Raw genomic sequence first — 14,621 nt, forward strand, 5'->3', positions numbered from 1 at the left:
GAATTCCGACATGCCTATCTCCGCTCTCATCATGATGGCGTCGCTGGCGGCGGCGCAACAGCCGGCGCCGGTGCTGCGTCCGATAAAGCCGGTCAAGCCGCTTGTTCCTCCGCTCGCCAAGCCGACGCCCGTGCCGAAGGCACAGATAGCTCGGCCCCTCCCCAACGCTCTTCAGCCGCAGATGCGCCCCGTCCTGCCTCGGCTCGGGGAACGCCCGAAACTGGCTCCCGCCGTCGGCGAGGCGCTGCGCAAACGGCAGGAGGAAGCACGTATTCAGAAGGAAAAGGATCGCAAGCTGGGAATATGCAACGCGACCGGTGGGCGGTGGATCGCGAAGGTGAAGGGCATCAGCCTCAGCGCGTCGGGGTCGGACGTCGATGAAATCTATGGCAAGATCTCGGTTGGCGATATCTCGAACGCGACCTTCAGCAGCTCGTTTCGGAGCACCCGGCAGGATTGGGGCAATCACGAGATCTGGGCGAGCAAGGACAATTTCAATCTCGGCCGCGACAAACCCAATCTGTCGACCGTGACGATATCGTCCACCACCCCGATCAGCGCGATCCGCGTCAATATGAGCCTGTATGACGAAGATGATGGCCGGGGCGGATCGAACGACGAATTCTTCTACCTGGAAAATAATACCAGCATCTACACCAACAGCCGGAATTTCGACGTCTATGTCCCGCCCTGCTGGCAGAGCCCCGAATTCTCGCAGGTCGCGCAAGTCCAGATGATCGGGCGGCCAATGGGGTCGGCTTCATCCAACAGGGTGACCCTGTTCGTCAGGGTCGAGATTGCGCGGGTCTATTCATGAGCCCCGATCACGATCTCGCCGCCCTGCTCCAGCGCGAGCTCGCCCCCGGCGAGTCAGTCCGCTGGCAAGGTGCGCCGCGGGCGCTCGCCGAATTGCTGCGGCCGGGCAATTGGCTGTTTCCGGTGCTGTGGCTGTCGGGAAGTGTCGGCTGGACGATCCTGGCGGTCGGGCTGACCCATGGCCCTCGCACCATCGAAGGCATCAAGCGGCTTGACCCGGCGGCGCTGTTTCCGGTGATCGGCGCCCTGGCGTGCCTGCAGGGCCTGTTCATGCTGACCATCCCGATCCGGGCTGCGCAGCGGGCGTCCCGCACGCTGCATGCGATCACCGACCGCCGGTTGCTCCGAGTCGAACGCGGGCGGCGGTTGCGCGTGTTGATGGTGCCGTTGGCCCGGATCGACTCCGTCCTGGCGGTACGCTCCACGATCCGCGTCTCGGCGACCACCATTCAGGACGGACGCCCGGTTGGCAGCGGTTCCTTCTACCTGCGCGGCGTGCCCGATGCGGCGAAGGCGCATGAACTGCTCGCTCAGGGCGTTTCGATGTCGCTGCGACTGTGAAAGGAACGATGCGTGGTTGATCCGCAGGACTCTGCACGAGTGCGTGCGCAGCTGGCGGCGGGCGAAGAACTGCTCTGGCTCGCCCGGCCGAGACCCGCCGACGAGGTTAGGTTCGACCCGAGCATCTGGGGGCTGCCGATCCTGTGGGCGAGCTTCATCGGGGGCATGTTCGCGTTTGGCCTGTACGTCTTTGCGCAGCAGCGCGGGTTGGCGGCGCTGGTCGACTGGCATGATGGCGTTCCTGCTCCGTTGACCCTTTCGCCGATGCTGTTGATCGGCCTATGGTTGCTCGCCGCGCCGTGGGTCGCACGGGCGCGCTCGGCCAAAGCGATCTTCGCGCTCAGCAGCCTTCGCCTGATGCGCTTCGACGGCACCAGACTCACGCCTTCCAAAAGCATCGCGATCGCCGATCTGGGCCCGATCCAGTCGGATGAAGGCGCGGACGGCTATGGGGCGCTGCGTATCCATTTGCGGTCGCTGGCGACCGGGAAAGGGCGCTCGATCTCCTATCTCCGGCTGCGCGGCATTCCCGATATCGTACAGCTTCGCCGCCTCATCGCGGCCCGGACGATGCCGCGCCATGGCGACTGATCGGCCGCCCAGCCGCTTCGTATGGCCCTTCGCAACATGGCACCATTGACGACAATGGTCCGCGACCCACTAACCGCGCGCCTCGCAACGCTTTTTCGTACCGCCTGGCCGCGCGCTGGTTTACCGCGGGGCTGGGCGACGGCAGGCTATCGCGTCGCCGGCGGGGGAATCGATGTGACACGCAAGCCGACCAGCAACGAATGGCAGCAGATCAGCGCCCTGTTCGACACGCTGGTCGATCTGCCGGCGGAAACACGCGAACAACGGCTCACGAGATTGCAGGCAGACTCGTTCGTGATCGAGCAGTTGCGCAGCCTCTTGTCGGCGGAGGGCGAGCCAGGCGTGCTGGATGGCTCCGCCTCGGGCTCTGGAGAGGCGAGCGCCGGCGACGACACCCCTTCCGACTATGCCTCGCTACCGCCGGGCGCGTCGGTCGGCAGTTTTCGCATCGAGCGGTTGATCGGCCGCGGCGGCATGGGCGAAGTCTATCTCGCGCACCGTGAAGGCGCGGCGTTCGACCAGCGCGTCGCCCTGAAGCTGCTCCGGCCCGAAGCAGCCGGGCGCACACGTCTGTTCGATTCCGAGCGGCGATTGCTCGCCGGGCTCGAGCATCCCGGCATCGCGCGGTTGATCGACGGCGGCCTTGCCCCGGACGGTCGTCCCTTCATGGCGCTGGAATATGTCGAAGGGCAGGAAATCACTGCCTGGTGCGCCGCCCACAAGGCCGATCTGAACACTCGGCTGACCCTGTTCCTCGGCCTCTGCGACGCAGTCGAATATGCTCACGCCCGCCTAGTCCTGCATCTCGACATCAAACCTTCCAATATCCTCGTCGATGGCGAAGGGCGCGCGCGTCTGCTCGATTTCGGGGTGGCGAAGATCATCGATGCGGCGGCGCTCGATCGGACGATGACTCAGGCGCTGCTGACGCCAGATTACGCGGCGCCCGAACAGTTCGGTGGTGCGCGCCCGACCGCGGCGACCGATGTCTATGCGTTGGGTGCCGTCCTGTTCGAATTGCTCGCCGGGCGCGGGCCATGGCAGTTCGATGACGCACCCTTGCCGACCGTGCTCCGGCGATTGCTGCACGATGACCCCCCCTACCCTAGCAGGGTGACCGATAAGCGCGGGGTGCCGGCGACCCGTATCCGGGGCGATCTCGACGCGATCGTGATGAAGGCGATGCGCCGCGACCCCGCCGAGCGCTATGCCGCCGTCACCGCGCTGGCCGACGACATCAGGCGTTATCTGGCGTTCGAGCCGGTACAGGCGCGGGGCGGCACCGCGCGCTACCGTGCCGGCCGCTTCCTGCGCCGCAATCGCTGGGCGGCGGGCGCGGCGGCGGTGGCCTTGCTGGTGCTGCTGGTCGGCGCTGGCGGCGTCGCCTGGCAGGCGCGCGAGACTCGAGTCGAGCGCGACATCGCGCGCAGCGAAGCGCGCAAGGCGGAGGCAGTGAACAATGCGCTCTCACTGATGTTTCGCAATGCGGAGGATTTCGGTGCGGGCCAGTCGACCACGGCGCGCGATTTGCTGAACGACAGCGCGAAGCGGGTCGTCACGGAAGCGGGCGACCCGTCCGAGACCTCGGCGGTCGTGCTGGCGCTGTCCGAGCTTTATCTCAACATCGGCGACAATGTCGGGGCCGAGACGCTCCTGGCCGAAGCGGTTCGGCGCAGGATCGGCGCTGGCGACCCCGTCGTGCGGGCAAAGATCGACGCGGCGCTGGGCAACGTGAAAGGCGCGACCGGCAAACCCGACGAGGCGCTGGCGCTGCTGGACCAGGCGGACAAGGTCTATGCGACCGACCCGGGCCGCTTCCGCAAGGAACGCCTGGAATCCAATGCGGCGCGGGCACAAATCCTCCGGCTGCAGGGCAATCGCGACGTCGCAATCAAGCTGCTGCTCGATGCCCAGCCCGAAGCCGAGCGCGAATACGCAGAGAACCCGCGTGCGCTGCTGACCGCCTACAACAATCTCGCGGTGCATCTGGTCGAGGCCAACCGACTCGATGAGCTCGACGCGGTGCTGAAGCGGGCCGATGCCGCCATCGCGCGCATGCACCAGGCCCAGAGCCCGCTCGCCCTGTCGCTGATGCAGATGCGAGGCGGCTGGTATACCCGCAAGGGCGACCAATTGTCCGCGCTGCGCATCTTCAAACAGGCCACGGCCTTGCGGCGCAAACTCTATGGCCCGTCGATGCAGCTTTCGATCGACCTGATGCAGACGGGCATCGTCATGCTTGGCGTCAAGCAGATCGAACAGGGCGTGCAGGTGCTGGTCGAGGCCAAGCAGATGGCGCGTACCTATGGCGGTCCGGACACGCAGGTCACGCAGATGATCGGGATCAACCTGGCCGGTGCCTATGCCCATCTCGGCGACTTCGCGAAGGCGAGGGCCGAACTCGCCGAGGTGCAGCCGGGGCTGGAAAAGGCTGGTAGGGACAAGCTGCTCTACGGCGTATTCCTGCGCGGGCGCTTCGAACTCGATGTGAAGGAAAAGCGCCTCGCCGACGCGAAGGCCGATCTCGATGCCGCAGGGAAAGTGTTCGGCGCGATCGGCGAGCCGGCGAAGCCGTTCACTGAATCGATCGTGCCGTTGCGCAAGCGGCTGGCCGATGCCCAGGCCGGCACGAAGTAGCGCCCCCGGCTACCCCTGCATCTCGCGGTGAATCCAGGCGCGTGCCTGAACCCATCGGCGCCGGACGGTGCGCTCGCTGATGCCCAGCACCTGTGCCGCCTCGGGCTCGGTCAGACCGGCGAAGTAGCGGCAATCCACCAGTCGCGCGAGATCGGGATCGAGCGTGGCGAGCTCGACCAGCGTCTCGCCGAGACGGATCAGCTGATGATCCTCCTGGTCCTCTGAAGGAACGTCGTCCGCCGCCTCGATCGGCAGCGCGGGCACGCCGCCGCCACGCCGCGCAGCCAGCCGCGCCCGCGCGGCGTCGATCATGATGTGACGCATCGCGGTGGAGGCAGTGCGGATGAAATGCTCGCGACTCTCCCAATCGTCCTTGGCGTGCAGCTTCAGCCAGGTCTCGTTGATGATCGCCGTCGTTTGCCATGTCTGGGGAGAGCCGGAGCGGCGCATCTCGCGATGCGCGGCCGCCCGCAGATCGTCGTAAAGGGCTCCGACCAGCTCGTCCGACCCCTCGATGTGAAATTCCTTCGTCATGCTGACCGCTTTCGCTCCAGCTTTCCGTCATCCCTGTTGAAGCAAGTGCAGGGAGTTTACCGCTATGTACAGCCAAGCTTTTGCAATCGAGCCCGTCCGCACCCCGTTCAAGCCCATGCGCGACGTCGCCATGCGCGATTCGGGGCCCAAAGTGCTGGTGATCGACGCCGCGCGGCGGCTGATCGAGGCGACGATGGGCGCGCGGGCGCTGCTGCTCGATGGCAGGGTGCTGCAGCGCTGCTTCGACCGGGTCGCGGCCGCGACTCGGGCGGACAGCGCGCGGCTGGTCGCGGCGCTCGCCAGGGCGGTCAGCCACGGCCATGCCCGCGCCGTGTTCGAAGGCGCGGGTGAGCGGCTCGAAGCTGATCTGGTCGCAGTCCATGCCGAAGGCGAGGACAGTGCGCGTATCGTGATGATCCTCAAGCCGGCTCTGGAAGAACGCCAGCAGCGCCTGGATGCGGCGGAAAAGACCTTCGGCCTCACGCGCGCGGAGAGCCGGCTGCTCGCCACCCTGTTCGAGGGGTGCTCGGTGCCGCAGGCGGCGGACCGGCTCGGCGTCGCGCGCAGCACCGCGCGCACGCATCTGCAGCGGGTATTCGACAAGACCGGGGTGCGCCGCCAGGGCGATCTTCTGCGGCTCGTCGGATGCGATTGATCCGCCGTCTCCCCGGTTCGTGGGGCGCGCACGTGTGCGCGACGCCCTGTCCATCCTCGCAGAGGCGCGCTTCAGCGCCCGGAGAAGAGCCATGATAGCCATGTTGCTTGCCGCCCTCCTGACCTCAGCGGCGCCGGCAAAGGACCCACCGATCGTGTTCGCCCCGATCGAGGGCGAGATCATGAAGCACCCCTGTGATCCCCGCCCGTGCCTCGTCCCCCAGCCCCGACGGGCGCACGCTTATGAGGGCGGGTTCGGCGCGCGCTTTCAGCAACAGGTCAACTGCATCCGCGCCCCCTGCCCGCCGGCGAGCACGACCATCACCCTGCCCGACGGAGGCTCGGTGCGGGTGGACCGCATCGGCTATGCGCGCGGCACCCCGGCAGCCCTGAGGCTCCGCTTCGACCGAGCCCATCCAATGATCCGGTTCGAGGGCAAGTTGTGGATCACGGTCGACGGCAAGCTCGCGATCGTCGCCCCGACCAGTGCCGCGCTGCTGCCGCCGTTCCGTGAAGAATAGCATCCAGAAAGGATGATCCAGATGCCGTCCCTCAAACGATCCGCCGTCCTTGCCGCGTGCCTCGCTGCGCTGCTCCCCGTTGCCGCCCCCGGCCAGCTCCAGGGCCAGCTGAAACCCGGCCCGTTCCGCCCTGGGCAGCTGTCTCGCCCGATGCCACGTCCACAGGCCGAGATCGTGCTGCGCGACCTGCCGGAAGATATGCTGCGGGTGATGCAGGATCCCGACTGGCCCAACCCGCGGCGCAATGCTGGCAGTCTCGGCGTCAGCCGCAACGGTATCCCCTTGCGCACCTGCCGGCAGCCGGCGGACTCGATCGATTTGCGCCGGGTCCGCGCGAATGGCTTCCATGTCGTCAGCTACCGACTGACCGATGCGGGGAACCCGAGCGGCTACAAGATTGCGGGCTATTCCAACGTCCGCCCCTTCCTGCATCCGTCACCCAATTCCGACCGGCTGGTCAACGCGCATAACCCGGCCGAGATCGACACGATCAGCGTCTCACCGCAGGTCTCGGTGCTCGACGTGCCGGTCAAGGGCAAGGTGCAGCGGCTCGCCTGCGTGTCCGGCTGGACGCTGGAAATCCGGGTGAGCGGCCCCCGCGGCATCAATCCCTATACCGGCAAAGCGGCATGAAGACCGCCCTCGCTCTTTTGGCCCTGGCCAGCGCGCCCGCCTTCGCCGGCCAGGTGAGCCAACGCCCGGCCAATTTAGGCCCGGTCAAGATCCGCCCCGACATCGCGATCCCGGCCTCTCCCCTCCTCCTCCTCCGCGAACGCCGGGAGGTGTTCGATATCCCGGCCCAGATCGTGGAATTCGCCGCGCCCGCGCTGTGGAGCCCGCCGCTAACCCATATTCCGGGCGCACCGCGCTCGGCGCTGGTCGTCGAGCGGACGCGCGGCCTCGCGCAGCAATCCTGCAGCGCCTTTATCGACCGCATCCATCTGCGCGGCGCGAAACTGAACGGCTTCCGCCTGGTCGCCTACAGCGCCGAACCGATGGGCCCGCGTTCGGGACACGTCCTGCAGCAGCCGCTCGAGGCCATCGCCACGCAGGTCACGACACCCGACACCTCGACCTCCGACTTGCCGAGTGCCGATCAGATCCGCATCCGCCCACCGATCTATGTTCGACAACAGGGCACCAACCGCAGCTGCTGGTCCCGCTATCGACTGTCGATCACCCTGGAGGGCCCGCGCAATGTCGCCGATCCTTTCAAGACCAATCGCCCTGGCGGCGGCAGGCATCGCGACGACAGATGACGCGCCCTCCGTCGATCGTGGCACGGATCGCACAGAGGCTCACAGGACTCGTATGAATGAACTATCTATTTGATATAAAATCTTTATACTAGGCTCGAACTTACCGTGGCCCCAATGCGCGCCCCTAAAAAAGGACACGAACCCGCGCCTGACAACTGCATTTAGGCGTCGTTGACAGGATCATGGCTACCTATATCCCTTATCGCCGTATCAATTTTGGCGTCAGATTGACCCGCTGATAGTGCGCGCGACAGAACGTCGCGCCGAAACCCGCCTGTCCGGCCTCTGATGACGCTCTTATCATGTAGAGCGTGCAGTGGCCCCGGGCATTCCGATCTTTGCTCGGCCGCTCCCTCTCTGATGTCGAGCAAGGCGTCGTGGGGCAACGGCGAGGTTTCTCGGAAGCGATCCGGCGTCAAGGAGGTGCTGCCGGGACGGATAGCGGGCCCATGCAGGCTGCATGGAGGCACGCGCCGGCGCGCCGTCAAGCTGATGCTGACCCGGCACTTAGACGAGCCCTCCCCGGCGGTGGCGAGAGCCCGACAATCAGGTGACAAGGCCAAAAAGCGATGCGGCCGGGGGGCAGTTGACGCCCGTCCCGGCGCGCGACCTCGCGTGCTAGAAGTTGAACCGAACCCCGGCGTTGACCGTGACGCTGTGCAGGCCCGAGCCGTCGTTGAGATTGCCAACCACGAACCCGGTCACCTTACCCTCGCGAGCCCTGGCCACAAGACCGACCGAGTATCGGACCGCATCGTCCCAGGTCGTGGTTTGCAGCGCGAAATTCGTCACCGGCACGCCGAAGGTGAAGGCAGCGCTGTCCCGGTTGGACCAGTTCTTCAGCGCCGACGCGCTGGCGAACGGTTCGAGCACCACGCCGGTGTCGCTGCCGCCGCGATAGGACAGCCGCAGCCCGGCCTCGCCTACCTTGGTCTTGTCCTTGCCCGGAATATAGACGCTCAGCGGATCGATCTGCAGGCTGTCGATGCTGCTGTCGGCATAGTTGAACCCGACAAACGGCGTGGCCCCAAATCCGCTCTTCGTGGCCACGCGATAGGATGCGTGAACCGAACCCGCCGTCGCGCTGCCATCGAGTTTCTGCCGCTGTGCGCCGAACAGCGAGGGCAGAACGACGTCGTAACGGCGCCATTCCTTGCGCACCGTGGCGTCGAGCTGGAACGCCCCGTTGTCGATTGCGAGATACCCGCCGGCAAACGGCGATTCGACACCGATCCGCTGCGTCGGAGAAATGATCGCCTGGCCATCGTACCAGCCGCCCAGCACGCCGACATGGAAGTTCCAGCCGCTTCCGATGTTGAGGATACCCAGATCCGCCCCCATGGTTAGCGCCTGATGCTCGGTACGGATTGACCCGACCGACGCGACATTGACGCCTCCACCAGTGAAGGTCGACGCGATTGTCTGGCGCGTGTGGCCACTGGCGCCGCGCATCCACAGGCTGAATGTCTTCTGTCCGACCGAGGGGTTGGACTTGGTGCTCAGATAGGGACTGATCGGCTCATCGAGCACGGCCGAGGCCGCCTCCGCGACATAGCTAAGACTGCCTAGCGACGCCGATTCCGGATTGATCGTCTGGATCAGGCCAAACTGTTTCGCATTGGCCGGGTTCTGCCCGAAGCTGTCGAGGATGAAGCCCGTCGTCGCGAACGGCGTGTTGGAGGTAAAGGTCGTCGGCGCCGCACCGCCCGTCACCGTGACTACCGGCAGGAAACCGCCAGCGACGAACGTCCGGGCGCCAACGCGGTTCATCGCAACATTGGTGTTGCCCGATGCCGTGCCACCGATGTTCAGGCGATCGGCGCTGGCCGTCAGCGTGCTGTAATCGACCCAGAGCTGGCCACCGCCGACATAATTGCCCCCGACAGTGATCACGTTGGTGGTCAGGCCGTTCTGCGCGTTGATGATGCCCGTGTTGGTCATCGCGCCGTTGGTCGTGAAGGTGCCGGCGCCACCGAAGTTGATCCGACCATTGTTGAGCGTGTTGCCCAGGAACGTCACCGATCCGCCAGCACCGATATTGACGATGCCGGCGTTGGAGAGGTTGCCCGACACGCTCGAGGCGCCCGATCCGACATTGATCACACCGACCGGCGCGTTGGTCACGGTCGATGCCGCGACATTCGACCCAGTGACGTTGAGCGCACCATTCAGCGTGCCGCTGTTGTTCAGCGTGAAGCTTCCGTTGTTGAAGCTGCCGAACACGGCATTGGCGCCACCGGAGATGGTGCCCGAATTGGCGATCGAGCCCGTCCCGTTGCCGGTCGCGATCAACTGTACCCCGCTGATCGTGCCAGTGATGAGCCCGGCATTCTCGACTGCGAGCGCGCCGCTGACAGTGGAGAGCGCGACGCCGAAATCGGGGTCGATCTTGCCGCTGGCCGCCACCTGCACGGTGATATTGCCCGTCGTCGACTTGCCCCAGACACCGGCATGACCGGCGCCGGTCGCCTGGATCTCGCCCGCCACGACGATCGAGGTCGCGCCAGTGGAGATGCCGCTGTCGGTTTCGATTCCATTGCCGTTGGTCGCGGTGATCAGCGTGCCTGCGGCCTGCCGGACGGCGATAACGCCGGCACCAGCGCCCTGCAGGGTGGCGGAAATGCCAGTGCCGTTGGAAGCGGAGACATTGCCGTTGGCGTTGACGAACAGGCTGCCGCTGCCAAGCGCGTTGGCGACGATGCCGACGGTGTTCGCCGATACGGCGCCGTTGGTGGTGATCGTGGAAGACCCGTTGTTGGAGACGGCGACGATGCCCATCCCGCTGCTGGTCACCTTGCCCGCCGTGGTGATCGTGACACTGCCGGTACCGCCAGCCTGGCCGCGGATAGCCTCGCTGCCAGTGGTCGTCACGGTCGCGGCCGGCGCAATGATCACATTGCCCGTACCGCTAACGCCGATGATGCCGAAACCGGTACCGGCGGTGACCGGTCCGGTGCCGGCAATCGTCACGGTGCCGCTGGTCGAGGCAGCCCGAATGCCATCGGTCGCGCCCGAGATCGTCCCGGTAGCCAGCACGTCCACATTGCCGGCCCCGGACATTGCGACGATGCCCGCCTTGGTTCCGCCGGAAACCGAACCGGCGCCGGTCACCTTGATCGCGCCTGCAGTCGAGACCCCGACCACACCGTTGGTGCCACCGGCCACATTGCCGTCCAGCGCGATCGTCGTAAGCCCGGTCGAGATGCCGCTGTCCGTGAAAATGCCGCTCGCCCCGGTCGAACTGACGGTCTTGCCCGCCGCAACGGACACGTCGATCGCGCCCGAATTGGCGGCCGCATCGACGTTCCGCGCGAGGATCCCTTCGCCGTTCGTGCCTGTCACGTTGCCGCCTGCCGCGATCGTTATGGCGCCGCCGCCGCTGGACTGCGCGACGATACCAACCGTGCCCATGGTCGCGCCGCTGGTGGTCACGTCGATCGTGCCCGCACCGCCGGCCTTGACCTGCTGCGCGAGGATCGCGGTATTGCCGGTCGAGGTCGTCGAACCCGCCGTCACCGAGACGTTGCCGCCGGTCGACAGCGCGAAGATGGCATTGCCGGAGGTCGCGGTCACCGCACCCACCGTCTTCACCGTCGTCGAGCCGGAACCCAGATTCTCGGCGTCCACGCCGAACCGGCCATCGAGCGCACCGTTTGCGGCGACCGCGACACTACCAGTCGCGGTCGCTGCGACGTTCGCCGCCACGATCGCGGCATTGCCCGCCTTCACATCGCCATTGGTCGTCACGGCGACATTGCCCGCCAGCGATGTCGAGATCGCGTCGACCCCGTTGTCGTCCAGCGCCGTCACCGCACCCGTGGTGATGCCGATATCGCCGCCCGCCGAGGTATCGCGCACCAGGATACCCGCGCCGCCCGTCGCAGTGCTCACGCCGGAGATGCCGACGGTGACCTTGCCAGCCCCGTTGTTCAGGATGTTCACGGCATTGCCGTTATTGCCGGTGAAGGCACCACCGGTCACCGAGATATCTCCCGTGCCGCCGGTCCCGGCAATCACGGAAAGTCCGGTGGTCGCGCCGGTGACCAGGTCGGCCGCCTTCACGGTCGCCGCGCCGTTGCCGATGACCCTGATGCCCTCGAGAGCAGTGCCGGCGATCTTGCCGCCGGTCGTGACGGTAATCGGGCCTGTGCCGCTGTTGATGGCAACGATGCCCGTGGTGCCCGAGACATTGCCTGCGGTCACGTCGATCGCGCCCGCACCGCCGGCCTTGACCTGCTGCGCGATGATCGCGGTATCGCCGGTCGAGGTGACATCCCCTGCCGCCACCGTGACGTTGCCACCGGTGGCGAGCGCGAAGATGCCGTTGCCGGTCGTCGCCGTCACCGGGCCGACCGTCGTCACCGTCGTCGAGCCGGCACCGAAATTCTCGGCGTCCACACCAAACCGCGCGTCGATCGCGCCGTTGGCGGTGACATTCACGTTGCCGGTCGCACCGCCCTGAAGGACCGCGCCGACGATGCCGGCGTTGCCGGCCTTGACGTCGCCATTGGCCACGATCGTGACGTTGCCGATCAGCGACTGGGTCTGGACATCAATGGCGTTCTTGCCGGCGGCCAGCGCGGTAACCGCGCCGGTGGTCACGCCAATGTCGCCGCCGATCCCCGAATCGCGAACGACGATGCCGTTACCACCGGCCGAGCTGCTCGCGCCCGAGATATTGACCGTCGTCGGGCCAGCATTGTTGTGGAGGATATTGGCAGCGTCGTCGGTTCCGCCGACAAAGCCACCAGTCCCGGTAACCGATATGGCACCGGCCCCGATCAAGGACAGGCCACGCGTCGAACCCGTCACCGTGTCGTCGACGGTTACGGTCACGTTGCCGTTGCCGACAGCGAAGATACCCTCGCCGGCAGTACCGGTTACGGTGCCATGGGTGGTCACGGATATTGCGCCCGCGCTGCTGTTGTTCGCCGCAATAATGCCTCGGACGCCCAGGACAGTGTTCGCCGTCACGTCGACGGAACCTGTGCCGCCCGCCTGCATCGCATTGATCGCGGTGTTGCCGGTCGAGGTGACGTCACCTGCCGTCACCGTCACATCGCCGCCATTGCCCAACGCGTTGATACCGATGCCGGTCGTCGCATTGACTGAACCGGTTGCTGTCACCTTGGTCGCACCGGTGCCCGCGTTGGTCGCGTCGATGCCGACGATACCTGAGACCTTGCCGGTGGTGACGTCGATCACGCCGGCGCCTGCCGCATTGGTCTGACGCGCGATAACGGCCGTGTTGCCGGTAGATGTCACGTCACCCGCCGCGACCGTGACGTTGCCGCCGGTCGCCATGGCGAAGATGCCGTTCCCGGTGGTGGTCGTCACCGGACCGACCGTCTTCACGGTCGTCGAGCCCTTGCCGAAGTTCTCGGCATCCACACCGAACCGAGCGTCGATCGCGCCGTTGGCGGTGACGTTGACGTTGCCCGTGCTGGCGCCCGGCAAGATCGCCCCGACGATGCCGGCGTTGCCCGCCTTGATATCGCCGTTCGCGACGATCGTGACGTTACCCGTCAGCGACTGGGTCTGGACGTCGATCCCATCCTTGCCGCCGGTCAGCGCCGTGACCGAGCCGGTCGTGACGCTGGTGTTGCCGGCAGCCGCCGTATCGCGCACGACGATGCCCTCGCCACTCGCCGAGCTGCTCGCGCCCGAGATGTCGATCAGCACAGTGCCCGAGCCGTTGTTCTGGATCGTCGCGGCATTGCCCGTGCCGCCGACGAACCCACCGGTGCCGGTGACSTYGATGTCGCCCGYRCCGCCRGTGCCGCCRGTCAGCAGGAGGCCGGTGGTTGCACCCGTGACGGTGTTGGCGACGTTCACCGTGACCCCGCCGTTGCCAGTCGCCTTGATGCCTTCGGCAAAGGTGCCGGTGACCGTGCCGGCCGCCGTCACGTTGGTCGCACCGCTTCCCGAGTTGGTCGCTTCGATGCCCGTGGTGCCCGAGACATTGCCTGCCGTCACGTCAATGATACCGGCACCGGCCGCACTGTTCTGACGCGCGACGATGGCAGTGTTCGAGGCAGCCGTTACATCACCCGCCGCGACCGTGACGTTGCCGCCGGTCGCCATGGCGAAGATGCCGTTCCCGGTGGTGGTCGTCACCGGACCGACCGTCTTCACGGTCGTCGAGCCCTTGCCGAAGTTCTCGGCATCCACCCCGAACCGAGCGTCGATCGCGCCATTGGCGGTGACGTTGACGTTGCCCGTGCCGCCGGCCAGGAAGACTGCCCCGACGATGCCGGCGTTGCCCGCCTTGATGTCGCCGTTCGCGACGATCGTGACRTTACCCGTCAGCGACTGGGTCTGGACGTCGATSCCGTCCTTGCCGCCSGTCAGYGCCGTGACCGAGCCGGTCGTGACGCTGGTGTTGCCGGCCGCGGTCGTGTCGCGCACCGTGATGCCCTCGCCATTCGCCGAACTGCTCGCGCCAGAGATGTCGATCAGCACGTTGCCCGAGCCGTTGTTCTGGATCGTCGCCGCGTTGCCCGTGCCACCGACGAACCCGCCGGTGCCGGTCACCTCGATGTCGCCCGCACCGCCGGTGCCGCCAGTCAGCAGGAGACCGGTGGTTGCACCCGTAACCGTATCGGCGACGTTCACCGTGACGGCGCCGTTGCCGGTCGCCTTGATGCCTTCGGCAAAGGTACCGGTGACCGTGCCGGTCGTGGTCACGTTGGTCGCACCGCTGCCCGAGTTGGTCGCCTCGATGCCCGTGGTGCCCGAGACGTTGCCTGCGGTGACGTCAATGATACCGGCGCCAGCCGCACTGTTCTGACGCGCGACGATGGCGGTGTTCGAGGCAGCCGTTACATCACCCGCCGCGACCGTGACGTTGCCGCCGGTCGCCATGGCGAAGATGCCGTTGCCGGTGGTGGTCGTCACCGGACCGACCGTCTTCACGGTCGTCGAGCCCTTGCCGAAGTTCTCGGCGTCCACCCCGAACCGAGCGTCGATCGCGCCATTGGCGGTGACGTTGACGTTGCCCGTGCCGCCGGCCAGGAAGACTGCCCCGACGATGCCGGCGTTACCCGCC

The 14,621-nt window shown here is 66.5% G+C and carries 10 protein-coding genes; 8 read left to right on the top strand and 2 right to left on the bottom strand.

All coding sequences use genetic code 11. From position 1 onward, the window contains the following. Window positions 1–10: 10 nt before the first annotated feature. From AC1DT7_RS22110 to AC1DT7_RS22125, 4 genes are all read left to right on the top strand, one after another. Window positions 11–817 (top strand): hypothetical protein, encoded by an 807-nt coding sequence (locus tag AC1DT7_RS22110; protein WP_478038336.1) that lies wholly within the window; start codon window positions 11–13, stop codon window positions 815–817. Further along, complete coding sequence (locus tag AC1DT7_RS22115) at window positions 814–1,377, top strand: hypothetical protein (protein WP_478038337.1); 564 nt, start codon at window positions 814–816, stop codon at window positions 1,375–1,377. The genes AC1DT7_RS22110 and AC1DT7_RS22115 overlap by 4 nt, the downstream gene beginning before the upstream one ends. Window positions 1,378–1,389: 12 nt before the next feature. Continuing rightward, window positions 1,390–1,968 (top strand): hypothetical protein, encoded by a 579-nt coding sequence (locus tag AC1DT7_RS22120; protein ID WP_478038338.1) that lies wholly within the window; start codon window positions 1,390–1,392, stop codon window positions 1,966–1,968. A 174-nt stretch (window positions 1,969–2,142) separates the two neighbouring features. Then, complete coding sequence (locus AC1DT7_RS22125) at window positions 2,143–4,605, top strand: protein kinase domain-containing protein (RefSeq protein WP_478038339.1); 2,463 nt, start codon at window positions 2,143–2,145, stop codon at window positions 4,603–4,605. Window positions 4,606–4,614: 9 nt separating this feature from the next. On the opposite strand, the gene AC1DT7_RS22130 is transcribed toward AC1DT7_RS22125, so the two are convergent. Continuing rightward, on the bottom strand, window positions 4,615–5,139 hold the full coding sequence (locus tag AC1DT7_RS22130; RefSeq protein WP_478038340.1) for an ECF-type sigma factor: 525 nt from the start codon (window positions 5,137–5,139) through the stop codon (window positions 4,615–4,617). Window positions 5,140–5,203: 64 nt separating this feature from the next. Between AC1DT7_RS22130 and AC1DT7_RS22135 the strand changes: the two genes are divergently transcribed. From AC1DT7_RS22135 to AC1DT7_RS22150, 4 genes are all read left to right on the top strand, one after another. Next, window positions 5,204–5,794, top strand: coding sequence for a helix-turn-helix transcriptional regulator (locus tag AC1DT7_RS22135; RefSeq protein ID WP_478038341.1), 591 nt, complete (start codon window positions 5,204–5,206; stop codon window positions 5,792–5,794). A gap of 91 nt (window positions 5,795–5,885) precedes the next feature. Continuing rightward, window positions 5,886–6,314, top strand: coding sequence for a hypothetical protein (locus tag AC1DT7_RS22140; protein ID WP_478038342.1), 429 nt, complete (start codon window positions 5,886–5,888; stop codon window positions 6,312–6,314). A 21-nt stretch (window positions 6,315–6,335) separates the two neighbouring features. Further along, window positions 6,336–6,947, top strand: coding sequence for a hypothetical protein (locus AC1DT7_RS22145; RefSeq protein ID WP_478038343.1), 612 nt, complete (start codon window positions 6,336–6,338; stop codon window positions 6,945–6,947). Continuing rightward, window positions 6,944–7,573: a hypothetical protein gene (locus tag AC1DT7_RS22150; RefSeq protein ID WP_478038344.1), complete on the top strand. Its 630-nt coding sequence runs from the start codon at window positions 6,944–6,946 to the stop codon at window positions 7,571–7,573. The genes AC1DT7_RS22145 and AC1DT7_RS22150 overlap by 4 nt, the downstream gene beginning before the upstream one ends. A 618-nt stretch (window positions 7,574–8,191) precedes the next feature. Here the strand turns inward: AC1DT7_RS22150 and AC1DT7_RS22155 are convergent. Continuing rightward, window positions 8,192–14,621, bottom strand: a 6,430-nt coding sequence (locus tag AC1DT7_RS22155; RefSeq protein WP_478038345.1) for a hypothetical protein, incomplete at its 5' end; no start/stop codon positions are given.

Source organism: Sphingomonas sp. P3_C6, from assembly GCF_056402595.1.